This is a genomic window from Sphingobium sp. RS1 (assembly GCF_056156825.1).
The window spans coordinates 27,943-45,177 of the sequence record NZ_JBLZXE010000003.1 but is presented as its reverse complement, the minus strand read 5'-3'; the positions used below and the strand labels follow the sequence as shown (position 1 = coordinate 45,177).

Here is a 17,235-nt window from a genome sequence, read left to right as displayed (position 1 = left end):
GCTTTTCGCTGTCTTCTTCCTTGCCCGTTGCCATGTGCCGGTTGCGCGGCCCTGCCGCGATCGATGTCCCGCGCCTATGGATCGATAGTCACAAGACATGGCATGGCGGTGGATGCCGCAGGACTTATGGAATAATCCAAAGGCTCCATAAGGCACCAGGAAGAAGGACAGCCGATGAGGAGAGTAGACGCCCTGATATTGGGATGCACGCTGGCAATCGGCGGGACTGCCAGCCTGGCTTTCGCCGAGCAGCCCCCGGCCAGTTACGACACCCAGACCGCTTATCCAAAGGAAGATCGCGACGCTGTTGCGCGTCATCTTTCGGCGGCCCGCCATATCGCCGGACAGGATTTGATGGCGGACATGCAGTGGCGCTGCCTTATCAGTCCGATGGACAAGACGCAGGTTTCAGGTGTCCAGCATGACGGGCTGGTCCCGGCCACGCGGATATTCGAAAATCTCTATTCGGTCGGCCAGAATGCCGTGTCCGCCTATGCCATCGACACGCCGGACGGCATCATCCTGATCGATGCCCTCAACAATATGGCCGAAGCACGGGACATATTGATCCCCAATATGAAAGCCGTCGGGCTGGACCCGCAGCGGCTGCGCTATGTCATCATCACCCATGGCCATGGCGACCATTGGGGTGGCGCACAATATCTGCAGCATCAATATGGCGCCAAGATCGTGGCGTCTGCGCAGGACTGGCCCATGATCGAGCAACCGGCGCAGCCCGGCAGCCCCTTCGCCGGCCTGACGCCGCCCCGGCGCGACATAGCGGCGAAGGATGGCGACCGCATCGACCTGGGCGGAACCAGCATCAAGCTGTACGTTACGCCGGGCCATACCCCAGGCACATTGTCTCTGATCTTTCCCGTCTTCGACCATGGCAAACGGCATATGGCCGGGTTGATGGGTGGTACTGGCGGCGGGCGTGAGGAACAGGCGATCAGGCAGCAAATTGCCTCGCTGACCCGCTGGCAGGGGCTGACCAAGGCTGCGGGCGTCGATGTGCTGGTGACAAACCACCCGGTCCATATGGCAGCGACCGAAAAGCAGGCGCTAATCCGCTATGCCATGCCCAAGGACGCCAATCCCTATATCTACGGCATCGATCGCTACCAGCGCTATATGGGAGTGATGCGGGAATGTTCGTCCGTGCAGCTGGCGCGGGTGGGCGCACGGGCCGACAATTGATCGAAAGGGGGCCGGCGCCACATGGCGCAGGCCCCCTTTTCGCCTTCACATATCGCGCGCCAGTCGCGACATCAGCCGCTCTGCCACCGATGCGCGGATCGGCTCTCCCGCATCGATCCGTCGCCATGTGTTATAGCTGATACCAAAGCGCGCCTGAAGCCCTTCATCCGTGCGGGCGGGAGAAGCCCCGCGCATATGCTGGACCAGATGCGACGGTATCGTCTGCATTTTCGATTTCACCAGACCGTTCCTTGCCAGGCGGCGGCACCGGGGCATCCCGCCGCCGTTGCGGCGTTAGCGCGCGATTTCCAGCCGGCGAATGCGCCCGACCAGCAGCAGGTAGCAGAGGGCAGCCGCCAGCGCGGAACCGGCCACCAGCATCAGCACCACCTCGAAAGAGCCGGTTTCCTTCAGGATGAAGCCGATGACAATCGGCGTGGCGATGGACGACAGGTTCCCGAACATGTTGAAGATGCCACCACTCAACCCCGCACATTCGCGCGGCGCGACATCGGCCATGACTGCCCAGCCCAGGGCGCCGATGCCCTTGCCCAGAAAGGCGAGGCTCATGAACAAGAGGATCATGCCGTTTGAGTCGACATAATTGCAGGCAACGATGACCAGCGCGAGCATCATGCCCCCGACAACCGGTATCTTGCGTGCGGCCGTAAGGCTCATCCCCCGGCGCAACAGCCAGTCGGAAAAAATCCCTCCCAGAACGCCACCGGCAAAGCCGCATATCGCCGGCACCGTCGCAAACAGACCTGCCTTCATAATGGACAGGCCTCGTTCCTGGACCAGATAGACCGGAAACCAGGTGATGAAGAAATAAGTCAGCGTGTTGATGAAGAACTGTCCCAGATACAGGCCCCACAGGGTCGAGGTGCCCAACAGCAGTCTGAACTTGGCAACCATCGCGCCGTCCTGCGCGGCATCGGTTCCGTCCGTCGTTCGCACGACGGGATCGACAATGCCGCCGCCATCCGCGATCATCTGCAATTCGGCGGCGCCCAGCCGCGGATGATTGCGCGGCTCATAGACGACCCGAGTCCAGATGGCCGCGCACAGCAGGCCGACCATCCCCATGAAGATGAAGACCCATGGCCAGCCGAAGCCGGAAATGATCCAGCCCATGATCGGCGCGAATAGCACGGTGGCGAAATATTGCGCGGAATTGAAGATCGCGGCCGCCGTGCCGCGTTCATTCGCCGGAAACCAGGCCGCAACGATGCGGGAATTGCCCGGAAAGGACGGCGCTTCGGCAAAACCGACCATGAAGCGCAGGGCGAACAGGAGTGTGATCGCCGTCGCACCGCTGGCCCAGACCACCCCGCCCTGCATCATGGTGAAGAGCGACCACAGGATGATGGCAAAGAAATAGACCCGTGGAGCACCGAAACGGTCCAGCAACCACCCGCCGGGCAACTGCGCCGCTACATAGGCCCAGCCGAACGCGGAAAAGACGATGCCCAGTTGCAGCGGATCGATGCCAAGGTCATGGCTGAGCGACGGTGCGGCCAGAGACAGGGTGGCGCGGTCGGCATAGTTGATGACGGTAACGGCAAACAGCATGGCCAATACCGTCCAGCGGATGCGCCCGGTCCGCATTGTCGAATCCATTCACTTCCTCCCTCAATCCGCCGCAATGTCGGAACATGGCATTGCGGCGGCTTCGTCTGGTTTCTTTATCGCGACCTCAATATCGCACCCTGACGCCCAGGCGATAGGCGCGGCCAAGGACTTCATAGAGGGTCGGGTTCGTCTGCAAGCCGCTGCCATTGTTGAGCGCAGCGACCGGCGGGTCCTTGTCGAACAGGTTGTCGACCTTGAAATAGATTTCCGCATTGCGCTGCTTGCTGCCGAACAGGCGATAGCTGCCGGACAGATCCACATATTTGGCGCCGGCAATATAGTTGCGGTCGATGTCGACACCCGACACCCACGCCCGGTCGTAGACGCCCGAACTGACGGTCCGCAGGGTCAGTTGCAGCGAGGCCGCGTCATCATCATAGCCAAGCGTCGTATATGTGCGCCAGCGCGGGATCGACGGATTGGCATTGGGGCCGCCATTTTCCTCCACCGATTCATTGGTAATCCCGTTGTTGGTGAAGGAATATTCCAGAGCGCGCGTCGCGAGGAAGCGCAAGGATATCTGCCCGCTGGCCTCGGCGAATATGGTGTCGAGCGGCAGGCGATAGGATGCATCAATGTCGAAACCACGAACCTTGAGCGTGGCCACATTGATCGGAATACGCCGGACAGTCGTGATGATCCCGTCGGAATCGCGGGTGATGAAACTGCACATCGCCGTTTCGCCCGCATAGCAGCGGGCGGCGATGTCGTTCAGCGCCAGCGTTGTGATCGCATCCTTCACCCGGATATTATAATAGTCGAAGGAAGCGCTGAAGCCGGGCAGGAAGCGCGGGCGCACCACAGCCCCCAGGCTGAGCGTGTCCGCCTTTTCCGGCATCAGGCTGGTGTTGCCATCCGTGACCTGCTGGATACGGAAAGTGTTGCCCCCATTGGCAGGATCGATGATGTCGAGCGCCTGCGTCGCGCCGGCCAGATAGAGTTCGCTGATGCTGGGCGCACGAATATCACGACTGAGCACCCCGCGCAGCTTGATGTCGGGAATCGGTTCGTAGGTCAGGCCCAGCTTCCACGTCTCGACACGTCCAGACGTGCTATAGTCGGTGATACGGACTGCGCCGTTGAAATCGGCTGATTTTCCGACGCCGCTGTCACGCAGCAAGGGAACCACGATTTCCGCAAAGCCTTCATTGACCTTGTAACCGCCGCGATTGGTCTTGAAGTTGCCGGTATACCAGCCGTTAGTCTGGGACACGGCATCACCGGTTGCCTTGGCATAATCTTCGCGATGCTCGAAGCCGGCAGCCAACGACACCGGGCCGGCCCACAGATCGAAGGGTTCGCCATTGATCGCGAGAGCCGCGACCTTCTGCGTGATCTGGGTATGCTGGGTCGCGGTCCCCTTTACATAGGCGATGGCCGCAGGGTCTGCGACACCGATGCCGAAGATATTGAGCGGCTGGCAGCCGTTGGTCGGATCGGTCAGGGTCGATCGGCAGGTGATCCGGCCCGTTGCAGGATCGAGAACGGCGTCGATCGCGCGGTTGAAATTGGCGACATTGGTCGTGTTGCGCAACGCAACATCAATGTTCGACCGGCCATATTGATAATAGGCCGACCAGCTCCAGCTGCCGCCAAGGTCACCGCCCAGCGTGCCGACGATACGCAGATTGTCGCGCTTGATATCGTTGATCGGCCGCCCGAGATCAAAGCTGGAATAGCCGTAGCGGAAGGATGTGACGCCCGCCGCAGTCGCCGCGTCGCGGACCGATTCCGGCAAATAGGGATTGGATGCCGACATGGTCAGATTGCCCTGATAACGCTGATAGCCGGCACTGCCGGTGGTATGCGTCTTGCCATAGGATGCCTCCAGCGAAGCATGCAGGGCGTCGGAAAAGTCGTAGCTCACCCGGCCCCACAAGGTATTGCGGTTGATCCGGGGCGACAGAGCGACGACATTGCCTTCATTCCAGGCGTTGCCGCCGATCATGAAATTGCCGGCGATGGTGCCATAGTTGAACGGCAGGGGCTGCCCGCCCTGCCCGAACTGGGTTCCCGCCAGGCTGGTCGTCGTGATGACACCGCCCTGCGCGACATTATTATAATATACGTGATTGGCGACGATCTGGCGTGGCTGACCATTGCCGGCGACATAGGCGGGATTTGGGACGAGATAGCTGAAATCATACCAGTCGCGCTTGGACGGATCGAGATAGTCGATCCCCTTTTCATACTGATGCTCGTAGGATAACAGGATATGGCCACGGTTGTCTGCAAAACTCTTGCCAAGTGCGACCGATCCCATCCAGTTCTCATTGTCGTTGCGGTCGGTGATGCCGCCCATCAGATTGGCTTTCAGCCCTTCGAATTTCTGATCGATGATGAAGTTGACGACGCCTGCAACTGCATCTGAACCATAAGCAGCCGAGGCACCACCAGTGACGACGTCGACACGGGATAGCAGAGCCGAAGGGATATTGTTGACGTCGACGGCACCTGTCTGCGTCGATGGTGCGACCCGTTGGCCATCGACCAGGACCAATGTCCGGTTTGCACCAAGGCCGCGCAGATCGAGCAGGTTGAGGCCCGCCGTGCCCGTGCTGGTGGACCCATTGCCGGTACGCGGTGTGGAGCTGGGCGACAGTTGCGGCATCTGGTTGACGACGTCGGCGATGTTGGCCGGAGCCGACTTCTGGATCTGGTCCGCCCCGACTACGGCCAGCGGCGTTGGCGCATCATAGCCATCGCGCTTCACGCGCGAACCGGTCACGATGATGTCGGCAACCGACGCCTTGACCGCAGATGCAGCGGGTTGCGCATCCTGCGTATCGACATCTTGCGGGGCATTGTCCTGCGCCATGCCAACATGGGCGAAAACGAGTACGGACGCGGCGCAACCTGACAGATACAGGCCGAATTTCAGGTTCATCAGTATCCCCTCTTTTTTCCTAAGCAAAGCCGTCTTTTCGCAGCTTTTCCCAAGGCACGTTGTCCGCCCATCAGTTACGCAGGTCCAATGCACAGGCGCAATCAATCAATACGCCAGACACATCGATAGGCTTATGACATTGCCCCCTCGCAATCGATCGGCGCGGCTTGTCTGTATCGAAATGGTCGCGCCGGATTATGCGCGGCGGCGAAACAGGCCTGCGACGACGAACCTCCAATAAGTCCACACCTTATCGTTTGATATAGAATTAGCATTGATAGGATAAAAAACTGCTGCCATTCAGTATCAAACAATACCGAATGGGAGAGTGAGATGAAAGTTACCGCAGTGCGGGTTACGCCCATTGCCTTTCGAGATCCGCCGCTGCTCAACGCTGCGGGTATCCACGAACCCTATGCCCTGCGCTCCATATTGGAAGTCGAGACGGAGCAGGGCCTGATCGGCCTGGGGGAAAGCTATGGCGATGCGGCAGCACTGAGCGCCATTCGCGCGGTCGCGGAGCAAATCCCGGGTGCCGACATATTCGACCTGAACGGACTGCGGCGGATCGTGGAGCAGGCAGTGACCAGCCTTCCCAGCGCAGCACCCGGCGCCGAACTGGCCCCAGGCTCCCATCCGGCGAAGCAGGTCGCCAACTGCCTGTCGGCGTTCGAAGTGCCGTTCCTCGACCTTCAAGCGCAACAGGCGGGCGTGCCGCTACACGCACTGCTGGGTGGCGCCGTGCGGCAAGACGTTCCGTTCAGCGCCTATCTTTTCTTCAAATATGGCCGGCACATCGAGCCAGAGGAAGCCCCCGACGCGTGGGGCGAAGCGCTGACCCCGGAACAGATCGTCGCCCAGGCCCGGCGGATGATCGACCTGCACGGTTTTTCCAGCATCAAGCTGAAGGCCGGCACATTGCCGCCTGACATAGAAGTCGCCAGCATAGAGGCACTGGCAGCCGCCTTCCCGGGTTTGCCGTTGCGGATCGATCCGAACGGCGCCTGGGCGATGGATACCGCCATCCGATGCGCAGACCGGCTGGGACCGCTGATCGAATATTATGAAGACCCGGTGGGCGGCCTGGAGGCGATGGCAGAACTGCATTGCCGCTCCGGCCTGCCGCTGGCGACCAACATGGTCGTCACGGATTTCGACGAATTGCGGCGCAGCGTCGCCATCGACGCGGTCCAGATCGTCCTGTCCGATCACCATTATTGGGGAGGGCTGCGCGAAAGCCAGGCGCTCGGCGTCGCATGCCGCACGTTCGGCCTGGGCGTATCGATGCATTCCAATTCTCATCTGGGCATCAGCCTGATGGCCATGGCCCATCTGGCGGCCGCCACGCCCAACCTGACCTATGCCTGCGATACCCATTATCCCTGGGTAGAAGATGACGATGAGGTGATCGCAGGCGGCAAGATCGATTTTATCGACGGCTGCATCCGTGTGAGCGGCGCGCCGGGACTAGGCGTCACGATCGATCAGGAGCGGTTGGCAAGGGCCAATGCGACGTTCGAGAGGATTTCCATCCGGTCCCGCGACGATGCGGCCCAGATGCGAAAATATGATCCTGCTTTCATCCAGAGCAAACCCCGATATTAAAACGGGACCATATTACCGCCATGGCTTGACCGGCCCCACGGTCCGTCCAGCCATGGCGCCGGCGATCGGCAGGAGTGCGCCATGTTCGAATTGATCCAGTTGCGCTGTTTCGTCGCCGTTGCCGAAGAATTGCACTTCGGTCGGGCTGCGGCCCGGCTGAACATGACCCAACCGCCAGTCACGCGCCACATCCAGATCCTTGAACGCATCCTTCATGTCGACCTGTTTCAGCGCAGCAGCCGATCCGTGAAGCTGACCGCGGCCGGATCGGCTTTCTTTGCGGAAGCCAACCGCATCATCGAAATGGCCGAAGGTGCCGTCACCGTCGCGCAGGTTGCCGCCCAGGGCAATGAAGGCATGGTCACGCTGGGGTTCACGGCGGCCTCCGGCTATAGTTTCCTGCCCCGCTTCATGAGCCATGCGCAAACCAACTTGCCCGGCCTGCATTTCTTCCTGAAGGAAATGGTGAGTGGCGAGCAGATGGACAATCTTCTGTCCGGCAGGCTTGACTTGGGCCTTTTGCGCCCCCCGATCCGCCGCACCGAACTGGAGGTGCTGCCGGTCTTGCAGGAACGCTTCATCATCTGCTCCCATGCGTCGGTGCCCGAAACCGATCGCCCGAAAAAACTGGCGGATTTCGATGGCTTGCCGCTCATCATGTATGCGCCCGACAAGGCGCGCTATTTCCACGATCTGTTGACGGGCCTGTTGGCCAGCGCACGCGCCGTTCCCCGGCTGGTGCAGCATCTGGCACAGATCCATTCGATCCTGATGCTGGTCAGCGCCGGCCATGGCTTTGCGATCGTGCCGGAAACATCGGTGCGGCTGCATCCCGACGATGTCGTGTTCACGCCGCTGGAGGACGCGCAGCCGATCGTCGAACTACACGCGGCATGGCGGCGCGAAAACGACAATCCGGCCCTAGCGCGCCTGTTGAGCCATTTGCGCGCCTGGGATGCATCTGATGTAATGCCAAGCCTTGCGATCCGGGATCAATAGACATTCGCTATCAATCGATGCCCTTAAAAGAGTGGGCAGCGGTCAAAGCCAACCGATAGCATGATCCCGCACAGAAACGCCGCGCCCGGCTCCGATGGCCGGGCAGCGCGCGATCGAAACCATAGGGGAGAATGGGATGGAGAGGCGTGAATTTCTTGCGGCCATCGGCACGGGCGGTGCCATGGCCGCCATGTCGACACCGGTCGCGCAGGCCGCAATCAGCCAACCCCTGCCCCCTACCCTTCAACTGGCGCGGCGCAACGGGCCGTTACGCCTGAAACTGGGTTGCCAGAGCGGGCCTGCCACCGACGAGCATTTCGCCTTTCTCGCCCGCTATGGCGTCACGCATGTCTGTGCCCGCGCCAGGACGTCGGAAAGCCGTTCCTATTCCACCGTCGAGGAACTGACCGAACTGCGCGATCTGGCCGACAAGCATAAGCTCGTCCTGTCGATCCTCGATCCCGTCATGTTGCCGTCATCCCATATCGACCGCGAAGCCCGACCGGCCATCATGCTGGCCGACAGCCCTCAGCGTGACCGCGACATCGCCGAATTTCAGACCCTCATCCGTAATTGTGCTGCCGCGGGCATCCCCTGCATCAAATATAATATGAGCATCCTGGGCGTCTTGCGCACCGGTCATGTGCAGGGACGCGGCGACGCGATGTTCGGCGCCTGGGACGCGAGCAAGGCAACACCGCCCACGCCGCTGACCCGCGCCGGGCAGGTGAGCGAGGACAGCTTCTGGGAAAGGATTTCCTATTTCCTGGAGCATGTGGTCCCGGTCGCGGAGGAGCATAAGGTTCGCATTGCCTGTCACCCGCACGATCCCGGCACGCCCCCGGAAGGCTATCAGGGCGTCCATCGCGTTCTGGGCACGATCGACGGGCTGAAACGGTTCGTCCAGATGCGGCCGAGCGCCTATCATGGCCTCAATTTCTGCCAGGGCACCATCAGCGAGAATCTGCTACGCCCGGCGGAGGAGATTTTCGACGTGATCCGCTGGTTCGGATCGCGCGGCAAGATCTTCAATGTCCATTTCCGCAATATCGTGGGTGGCCGGGGCCATTTCCGGGAAGCCTTTCCCGACGAAGGCGATGTCGACATGTTCCGCGCGCTGATGACTTATCATGAAATCGACTATGACGGGATGCTGATGCCCGATCATGTCCCTGAAGTGCCGGGCAAACCCGACGCCGCCCTGCAAAGCTTCGCCTTTGCCTATGGCCACATACGCGGCCTAATGCAGGCGGCGGACCGCATGCTGGCGCGCTAATCTAACAATACCGAAATTGTATCAATGGATACAGCAATAGATGCATGCAGTATCGTTGATATGGGCTAGTCACGTTAACTGGACAAGCGCCACATCGAATTCATGATTGAACATAGGTCGGATGTTCGGAGCCTTTCATCTTGCTCCGGTCAATTCGCCATTTCGATCGTCGATATGATCGGTAGCGCTGCTAATAGAGGATCAGAAATGACGAAAATGACGCCGATCGAGATGGCCAAGATCATTGGCGAGGGGCTTCTGACTTTTCCGGTCACCCATTTTGACGATAATTTCCAATTTATCGAATCCAATTTTCGTGACCATTGCGCATGGATGCTGGAACATGAAGTCGCAGCGCTCTTTGCGGCTGGTGGAACCGGCGAATTTTTTGCTCTGACGCCGGGCGAGGTCGATCGCGTTGTGCGCGCAGCGGTGGCGGAGACGGCAGGCCGCGTCCCGGTGATCGCCGGTGCGGGTTATGGGACCAGTATGGCCATCGAAATGGCACAGGCCGCCGAACGGGCCGGCGCTGACGGCATCCTGCTGCTACCGCCCTACCTCATCGGGTCGAAGCAGGAGGGGTTGGCCGCCCATATCGAGGCGGTCTGCAAGTCGGTTTCCATCGGCGTCATCCAATATAATCGCGCCAATGCCGTGTTGCAGGAAGACGAACTGGCGCAACTGGCCGACCGCTGCCCCAATCTGGTCGGCTTCAAGGACGGCGTCGGCGATCTGGAACTGATGATGCGCGTCTATGCCAAGCTTGGCGATCGCATGACCTATATCGGCGGCCTGCCGACAGCCGAAACCTATGCCATGCCTTATCTGGAAATGGGCGTGACCACCTATTCGTCAGCCATCTACAATTTCATGCCGCAATGGGCTGTCGCATTCTACAAGGCAGTCAGGGCGAAAGATCATGCGGCTGTCATGAAAGGCCTGAACGAATTCGTGCTCCCATATCTGAAAATTCGCGATCGGGGCAAAGGTTATGCGGTGTCTATCGTCAAGGCTGGGTTGAAGTCGGTCGGGCGCGACGCCGGCCCCGTACGCCTGCCCCTGACGAACCTCAGCGCCAGTGAACAGGCCGATCTCGACGCCCTGATCGCCAAGGCGAACGCGCCGTTCGTCGGCCTGACATGACGGCCGTCGAACGCGAACGGGCCGGATTCGCGCGCTGAAGCGCCACCGGCCTGGACGCCATCACCTGATTTTCGCGGCATTATATAGCAAATATCAATTAGAAACACGTTCGCAACGTCACGCCATAGGTCCGCGGATCGCCGAGCGTCCCGGTTATCGCACCGGTATTGCCGGCCGAGAGGCTCTGATAATAATCCTTGTCGAACAGATTACGCCTCCACAACTGGAGATCTACGACGCCGTCCAGCGCACGTACGCCAATGCGAGCATTGAGCAAGGCATATCCCGGGATCAACGAATAGCGGGACAGGCTAGCTGTCGTGTAATAGTTGGAGCGATGGCGATAGTCCGCCCCCCCAATAGACCTCCGCCTCCCAGCCGGATGCCTTGCCGATTGCGGCCTTGGCCTCACCACCTGCAGAGGATGAATAAAATACTGAAAACATATATCTTATTGGCCACCACTGCTTTGTCCGCCGCTGTACCGGCCGTAGCGCAGGATAGGTCTGCACCCGCCACACCGGCTGCAACGGCGCGCCAGCCGAACTTCCTGCAGATCGTTGCTGACGATCTTGGCTGGTCCGATTTGGGGGCGTTCGGCGGCGAAATTGCGACGCCCAATCTAGATGCTATCGCTAATGGTGGCGTCCGCTTCACCGGCTTTGATATCGCCCCCACTTGCGCCGTGCACTGCGCAAGGGCGATTGGAAGGCCGTTTACCTGCCGACGTCCGCGACCACTTATCCCCGCAATGGCGTGGGCACCGGCGTCTGGCAGTTGTTCAATGTGGCAAAAGATACGGCGGAAACCCATGACCTCGCCGCCAGTGAGCCGGCAAAGCTTCAGGAATTGAGCGGCGACTGGACCAGCTGTGCCAGCGCCAAGGGCGTGGTCATGCCGGCGACCCCAACTGCACAAGACAGCGTAAAGAAGTAAAGGGAGCGCGCCGGACGATAGCCTAGAAGCCGCTCGCTTCATATATCGCGCCGCTCATGGATGTTGCGCCGGCGCCCCTCCGGAACGTCACCGCAGTTAGCGGCCAGCCTTTTCCCGCGCGGCAAGCTGGCGCGCGGCCGTCGCCGCGGCGTCGGCGGCGGTCACGATGCCGTCCTTGTCATTATCCTGTTCGACAAAGGCGCGCGTACCCGAGGCATCATATTCGGCATGGGTCATCTTGCCGTCCTTGTCCTTGTCCAGCACGCCGAAGCGGACATGGACCTGGCGCATCTGGCGTTGACGTTCCTCGGTCTTCTTGTGCTCGCTACGGTCTGATGCGGCGAGTTGCTGCTCCAGCCGGGTATGATATTCGCCAACATATTCCTCTTCAGACACCCAGCCGTCGCCGTTGGCATCGGTCGCCTTGAAGCGGGCGACGCGGCCGGCGTTGAACTCGGCGCGTGTGACCTGGCCATCATGATCGGCGTCATAATCGTGGATGAATGCCGATCCTCCATGCGGGGCCGCGACGGCGGTACCGGCGATCGCAAGCAGGGCGGCGGCAAGGGGCAGGTGGATTTTCATGTTGGCTCCGTTGAATGGGAGGGGCGTGGCGATCAGGCCGCGTCGAAGGTCAAGGTGTAGGTATAGCTGCGATAAGGCGTCTCGGACCCGGCCGGCACCGCGCCGCGATGACGTACCAGAATCAGGTAGGTGCCGGCATCCTCGGGCTTCAGGCTGAAGCGGCCATCAGCGCCGCTTTTGACCTGCCCCACCACTTTGCGCCCGTCATAAAGGCCGGCGCTGCGGAACAGGGTGATGTCGGTTTTCGGGAGCGGCTTGCCGTCGAACAGCAATGCGAAGCTGGCATCCGATCCGGCGACGATACCGTTGCGATGGGTGATCGCCTGAATTTCCAGCGCCTTGCCCGAGGGTCTGAGCGCTGCATCGGTCGGCTGGCCACGGGTTATATAGGCGTCGGCCAGCGTCATGCTCTGCACATCGACCTGCTCGGCATTGGCGGGCGGTTCGCCGCCCTCACCACGCATTTCCCACTTGTCGCCGACCTTGAACATCTTGCCCTTGCGCCCGGCCCGCTGGCCGCTGGTCACGCGATAGGTGCCATCGGCAGGGATCGCCACTCTCTATGCCGGTCCAGCCGGTCGTCGCGCCCTCTGCCAGTGCCGCCCCGGCCGCGTCCCAGCCCAATCGCCCTGCCATGGCCGCCGCCGCTTCTCTATCGGCAGCATCCCCTGCGCGACGCGACGCGGCCGACGGCCTTGACGCCAAGGCGCCGCCGGGCACCAGCCGCAGCTATGCCGCCAAGGTCCGGTCCTGGCTCTACGCCCATAAAATCTATCCCCGCCGCGCCCGGATGCGGCGCGAAGAGGGACAGGTGCAGGTCCGCTTTGTCCTTGATCGCGCCAGCATGTTGCTGGACGGTGCGGTTATCCAGGGATCGGGCAATGCCGTGCTGGATGAGGAGGCCGAAGCGATGCTGCGCCGGGCCTCACCCTATCCGCGCGCGCCGGCCGAATTGCCCGGCGAGCGCATGGAGTTCACAGCCCCGATCATCTTCACCCTACCGGCCTGATCTCTATCATATATTTGCCTTTGCGTGAGATCATATGAAAGAAATCGGGTGATGGAATGACAATCGGTTCCGATCAGAACCGCATTGTCAGCAAGCCTGTCCTCCCAAACATGAAATTCGCCGTCCGAAAGGTCATTCACGTGAAATTCTCAGTACCGGCTTGACAACTTCGCCGCTTTCACTCGCCGCAACAGCTTCATTGATCTGATCAAATTCAAAATAGTTGATCAAGCGATCGAATGGGAAGCGTCCCGCTCGATAATGTTCCATCAGTTCCGGAAGGAAGCCCTGCAAGTCGCTATCACCGCCAAGGATGCCCATGATCCGACGTCCTCCCCCCATGAAGGCCGCCTCATTGAAGCTGATCATGTCGGTCGGATCAGACGCGCCGACGATCCCGGCGACACCCATCGGCGCAAGTAATGACACCGCCTGCTCGATCAATTTATTGATACCGGTCGTGTCGAACGCGTAAGCCAGACCCGCCGGACACAGGGCACGGATCTGGGCAACGATGTCGTCGCGTCCATTGATGACATGCGTCGCGCCAAGTTCCTTTGCCAGATCGAGACGCGAATCATGCATGTCGATGGCAATGATGGGGTCCGCGCCGGCGATCCTCGCCGCCATGATGGCCGCCATGCCGACCGTACCTGCACCCCAGATCGCGATGGGAAGGCCGGCCCGTACTTTCATCGCCCGCAACACGGCACCCGCCCCAGTCATCAATCCGCACCCAATGGGCGCGAGAATATCGAGCGGTACCCCGTCCATCGTATCCGGCACGCGCACCACATTGCGTTGATGCGCGATCGCATGGGTAGCGAAGGCCGACTGGCCAAAGAAGTTGCCGTTCAAGGGCACCCCGTTCTGGGACAAGGTAGCAGTGCCGTCGGCACGGACGCCCGACCAGTTATGGGCGAAAAATTCATAGCAATAGGTGGGTGCTTCGACCGCGCAACTGGGGCAGTGACCGCAAGAGTTGAAGCTCATCACCACGCGATCACCAGGCCGAGCGATCGTTACAGCATTGCCCACCTCTTCAACGATGCCCGCTCCTTCATGGCCCAGCACGATCGGAAGCGGCACCGGCAGCTGCGCGTCGCGTACGGCCAGATCGGTATGACAGATGCCGCAGGCGACAATCCGCACGCGCAGTTCGTCAGGCCGCAATGAATCCAGCGTGACATCCTCAATAGCGAATGGCTGGCTGTTACCCCGGCAAATGGCGGCTCTGGCGATAGTCATGATTGGTCCTTCTCCTATGCGCACGCAGATTTCCCTGCCGACATGCACATTAATGTCCAATGATATAGGGATTTTTCCCGCGATGGCCATGGCCGAGCCGGACAAAGATGACTGTTCGGACGCCCCCGGTTACGGACGCTCCCCCTGCGACCCGTGCTGTTGGAAAGTCATCGGTTCCCGCTGCCTTATTTGCCGGACCGGAGCAGGGCCTTGCCCCGGCTCCGGCCTTGGCGGTCAATATTTGATACTGACGGTGGCGTAATATTCGCGTGGCCGTGAATAGGTGACGGTCGTGGCGCCCACCGCGTCGACCTGTGTACCCGTCACGATGTAGCGCTCGTCGGTCAGGTTCAAGACGCCCAGCTTGAATTCCAGCAGTTCGTCGGCGCGCGTCCAGCGTAACGAGGCATTGGCGATATTCTGTGGCCGGGCAATCAGAGCAGGCGTGTTGACGGCGTCGCGCGCCATGCTGCTTTTGTAGCTATAGTCACCATGGGCAGTGACCGTGCCATCGACCGCCTCGAACAGGTCGACATCCGCACCGATGAACGCGGTCCATTTCGGCGTGTTCACGAACCGATCGTCAGTCGTGAAGGTGACGCCGGGATCAAGTTCGGTATAGCGCGCGTCGATATAACCGATGCTGCCGTTCAGGCGGATTTCGGGAATGGGTCGTGCGATCATTTCCAGTTCGACGCCATCGATCTTCGCCTTGCCGGCATTCTGGATGAAGGGAGAAATGCCGCGGACCACGGTAATCTGAAGATTTTTATAGTCGGTGTGGAAAGCCGCCAGATTGAGTTGCAGGCGCCGGTCGAGAAATTGCGTCTTCGCGCCGATCTCATAGGTGTCAGCCCGTTCGGGGTCGAAGCGCGGTGCGACATTGCCCGGCGTAGGGATCGACAGGCGGGTGGTGTAACCGCCGGACTTGAAGCCCTGCGCGAAGGAGCCATAAAGCATGATGTCGCGCGTGACCTTATATTCCGCGCCCAGGCGGACCGAAAAATTGTCATAGCTGTCATTTCGTTCGCCCAGCGGATAGAGAAGGGTCGGATCGCCGGGATCGGGCAATTGATCGGGCGTGAACAGACCCAGTTTCAGCAATGACAGGTTGAGGTCGGACTGACCCGCGGAAAATCTCTTCTTGTCCTTGGTATAGCGGGCACCCAGCGTCAGGCTGAACTGGTCGGTCAGCGCGAAACCATTATGGGTGTATACGGCATAGGACTTATTGTCATTTTGATAGGGGCCGTAAAATTGCCCCAGCCCCTCGGACAGATATGCATTTTCCAGATTTTGATTCTTCTCACGAAAATAATAGAGGCCGAAGACTGATTTCAGACGATTATCGAACGCATCGATATTGAATTGCAGCTCCTGCGAGAACTGCTTTTCACGCAGGCGCGACAGCGTCGTGGCAATCATCATCGGCGCGCCGTCAATGTCATTGGCAAGATCCGCCTTGACCTCACGATAGCCGGTGATCGACTTCAGGGCGACACGGTCGGTGAGTTCAACGTCGACCTGCCCGGTCAGGCCCCATGTCCGGACCAGCGAACGATTGGCACCATTGGCATAAGTCGTGTCGATGTCATCAGTGATATATTGGTCGCCAAAGGTCAGGCGGGGCGGGTTGTTGGTGAAATTATAGCCTGCCAGCCCCGGCAGCGCAGCGCCGCCCGGCACGCCGCCGCCGCGTGGCCCGCAGATCGGCGCCAGAAAGGCGAGCGGCCCGCCGGTGCCGAACAGGGCCGGCGGAGCGCTGACACATGTATTGTAGACGGCGGCATAGGTTGGCGCGGCAGCCAGCGGATTGGTGTCGGTCGCGACCAGCGAAACCGCGCCGGCTTCCTCGTCGGCCTTGGAATAGTCCGCCGCGAGGCGGAGTGTCAGGCCGTCGCTCGGCTGCCATTTCAGCTTGCCGCGAAAAGTATAGGTGTCGGTTCCGCCACGGCGGTTCGATGTGTTGCGTGGAATGATGTTGAGATTATATTCGTCAGTCACTCCGGTATCGCCCGGGAAAGGAACGATCTTCTGATAGCCCTTCTGGCTCTTCGTGGTGAAGCTGACCTGCGAGAAGAGCGTGTCCCCGAGCGGGATGTCCACCGTACCGCGCATGTCGAAACGGTCGCGGCTGCCATAGGTGGTTTCGGCCCGCACCCCGAACGTGGCGGCGGGATCGCGCGTCACCACCGAAATCGCGCCACCGATTGTGTTGCGCCCGAACAGCGTGCCCTGCGGCCCTTTCAGGACTTCGATCCGTTCCACATCCAGCAGGTCCACATTGGCGCCGATCGAACGCGCGAGGATGACGCCATCGAGATAGATGCCCACGCCCGGCTCCAAGCTGGAGGACACGTCATTCTGGCCTATGCCGCGGATGAATCCGGTCAGGATCTGGGATGAGGAGAAGATCGGCGCGCTCGAATCCAATTGCACATTGGGCGCCAGTTTCGACAGATCGGCGACGGAACTGATATTCTGGTTCTTCAGCCCGTCTGCCGTGACTGCGGTGATGGCGATCGGCACATCCTGTATGTTTTCGGCCCGCTTCTGCGCGGTGACGATGATCTCGGCAATGCCGGTTCCGGTGTCCTGCGCATGGGCAGGAATGATCATCAGCAACGGCAACGCGAACGAAGCCAATGCGGTAGATGTCGAAAAAATGCTTTTCATGGTCCTACTCCCCTGCAATTTTCTTGTTGGATATTGCCA

16 protein-coding genes and 1 pseudogene are annotated in these 17,235 nt (G+C 60.4%); 8 read left to right on the top strand and 9 right to left on the bottom strand.

The features are described 5' to 3' along the window. The first annotated feature begins 174 nt into the window (after nucleotides 1-174). A complete protein-coding gene (locus ACNHGR_RS20380; protein ID WP_475288553.1) occupies nucleotides 175-1,200 on the top strand; it encodes an MBL fold metallo-hydrolase in 1,026 nt (341 codons plus the stop codon). 45 nt (nucleotides 1,201-1,245) lie between these two features. On the opposite strand, the gene ACNHGR_RS20375 is transcribed toward ACNHGR_RS20380, so the two are convergent. From ACNHGR_RS20375 to ACNHGR_RS20365, 3 genes are all read right to left on the bottom strand, one after another. Beyond that, a complete protein-coding gene (locus ACNHGR_RS20375; protein WP_475288551.1) occupies nucleotides 1,246-1,440 on the bottom strand; it encodes a hypothetical protein in 195 nt (64 codons plus the stop codon). Nucleotides 1,441-1,494: 54 nt separating this feature from the next. Continuing rightward, nucleotides 1,495-2,820 carry an MFS transporter gene (locus ACNHGR_RS20370; protein ID WP_475288550.1) on the bottom strand — a complete coding sequence of 442 codons (1,326 nt, stop codon included), beginning with the start codon at nucleotides 2,818-2,820 and terminating at the stop codon, nucleotides 1,495-1,497. A 76-nt stretch (nucleotides 2,821-2,896) separates the two neighbouring features. After that, complete coding sequence (locus ACNHGR_RS20365; protein WP_475288549.1) at nucleotides 2,897-5,719, bottom strand: TonB-dependent receptor domain-containing protein; 2,823 nt, start codon at nucleotides 5,717-5,719, stop codon at nucleotides 2,897-2,899. Nucleotides 5,720-6,052: 333 nt separating this feature from the next. Here ACNHGR_RS20365 and ACNHGR_RS20360 point away from each other — a divergent pair, with 333 nt between their 5' ends. Then, nucleotides 6,053-7,324, top strand: coding sequence for an enolase C-terminal domain-like protein (locus tag ACNHGR_RS20360; RefSeq protein WP_475288547.1), 1,272 nt, complete (start codon nucleotides 6,053-6,055; stop codon nucleotides 7,322-7,324). A gap of 12 nt (nucleotides 7,325-7,336) precedes the next feature. Here ACNHGR_RS20360 and ACNHGR_RS20355 read toward each other — a convergent pair whose 3' ends face one another. After that, on the bottom strand, nucleotides 7,337-7,540 hold the full coding sequence (locus ACNHGR_RS20355) for a hypothetical protein (RefSeq protein WP_475289506.1): 204 nt from the start codon (nucleotides 7,538-7,540) through the stop codon (nucleotides 7,337-7,339). Here ACNHGR_RS20355 and ACNHGR_RS20350 point away from each other — a divergent pair. The 3 genes from ACNHGR_RS20350 (at nucleotide 7,454) to kdgD (ending at nucleotide 10,742) form a co-directional block, all read left to right on the top strand. Continuing rightward, nucleotides 7,454-8,323 (top strand): LysR family transcriptional regulator, encoded by an 870-nt coding sequence (locus tag ACNHGR_RS20350; protein ID WP_475289475.1) that lies wholly within the window; start codon nucleotides 7,454-7,456, stop codon nucleotides 8,321-8,323. The genes ACNHGR_RS20355 and ACNHGR_RS20350 overlap by 87 nt on opposite strands. A gap of 136 nt (nucleotides 8,324-8,459) precedes the next feature. Continuing rightward, nucleotides 8,460-9,599: a mannonate dehydratase gene (locus ACNHGR_RS20345; protein ID WP_475288546.1), complete on the top strand. Its 1,140-nt coding sequence runs from the start codon at nucleotides 8,460-8,462 to the stop codon at nucleotides 9,597-9,599. Nucleotides 9,600-9,806: 207 nt separating this feature from the next. Next, entirely contained in the window at nucleotides 9,807-10,742 is a 936-nt protein-coding gene (kdgD, locus tag ACNHGR_RS20340) for a 5-dehydro-4-deoxyglucarate dehydratase (RefSeq protein ID WP_475288545.1), read from the top strand. 97 nt (nucleotides 10,743-10,839) lie between these two features. Here kdgD and ACNHGR_RS20335 read toward each other — a convergent pair whose 3' ends face one another. After that, complete coding sequence (locus tag ACNHGR_RS20335; RefSeq protein WP_475288543.1) at nucleotides 10,840-11,019, bottom strand: hypothetical protein; 180 nt, start codon at nucleotides 11,017-11,019, stop codon at nucleotides 10,840-10,842. A gap of 147 nt (nucleotides 11,020-11,166) precedes the next feature. Here ACNHGR_RS20335 and ACNHGR_RS20330 point away from each other — a divergent pair. Both ACNHGR_RS20330 and ACNHGR_RS20325 read left to right on the top strand, forming a co-directional pair. Further along, a pseudogene (locus tag ACNHGR_RS20330) lies at nucleotides 11,167-11,427 on the top strand (sulfatase-like hydrolase/transferase); the annotation flags it as partial. Next, a complete protein-coding gene (locus tag ACNHGR_RS20325; protein ID WP_475289504.1) occupies nucleotides 11,421-11,678 on the top strand; it encodes a hypothetical protein in 258 nt (85 codons plus the stop codon). The pseudogene ACNHGR_RS20330 and the gene ACNHGR_RS20325, both read left to right, overlap by 7 nt. 96 nt (nucleotides 11,679-11,774) lie before the next feature. Here ACNHGR_RS20325 and ACNHGR_RS20320 read toward each other — a convergent pair whose 3' ends face one another. Both ACNHGR_RS20320 and ACNHGR_RS20315 read right to left on the bottom strand, forming a co-directional pair. Beyond that, nucleotides 11,775-12,263 carry an EF-hand domain-containing protein gene (locus ACNHGR_RS20320; protein WP_475288542.1) on the bottom strand — a complete coding sequence of 163 codons (489 nt, stop codon included), beginning with the start codon at nucleotides 12,261-12,263 and terminating at the stop codon, nucleotides 11,775-11,777. A gap of 32 nt (nucleotides 12,264-12,295) precedes the next feature. After that, on the bottom strand, nucleotides 12,296-12,820 hold the full coding sequence (locus tag ACNHGR_RS20315; RefSeq protein ID WP_475288540.1) for a DUF4198 domain-containing protein: 525 nt from the start codon (nucleotides 12,818-12,820) through the stop codon (nucleotides 12,296-12,298). A 5-nt stretch (nucleotides 12,821-12,825) separates the two neighbouring features. Between ACNHGR_RS20315 and ACNHGR_RS20310 the strand changes: the two genes are divergently transcribed. Continuing rightward, nucleotides 12,826-13,272 carry an energy transducer TonB gene (locus ACNHGR_RS20310; protein WP_475288539.1) on the top strand — a complete coding sequence of 149 codons (447 nt, stop codon included), beginning with the start codon at nucleotides 12,826-12,828 and terminating at the stop codon, nucleotides 13,270-13,272. Nucleotides 13,273-13,404: 132 nt separating this feature from the next. Here the strand turns inward: ACNHGR_RS20310 and ACNHGR_RS20305 are convergent, their stop codons facing one another. Then, nucleotides 13,405-14,520: an NAD(P)-dependent alcohol dehydrogenase gene (locus ACNHGR_RS20305; RefSeq protein WP_475288538.1), complete on the bottom strand. Its 1,116-nt coding sequence runs from the start codon at nucleotides 14,518-14,520 to the stop codon at nucleotides 13,405-13,407. 234 nt (nucleotides 14,521-14,754) lie between these two features. Then, nucleotides 14,755-17,196: a TonB-dependent receptor gene (locus tag ACNHGR_RS20300; protein WP_475288536.1), complete on the bottom strand. Its 2,442-nt coding sequence runs from the start codon at nucleotides 17,194-17,196 to the stop codon at nucleotides 14,755-14,757. Nucleotides 17,197-17,235: the final 39 nt, after the last annotated feature.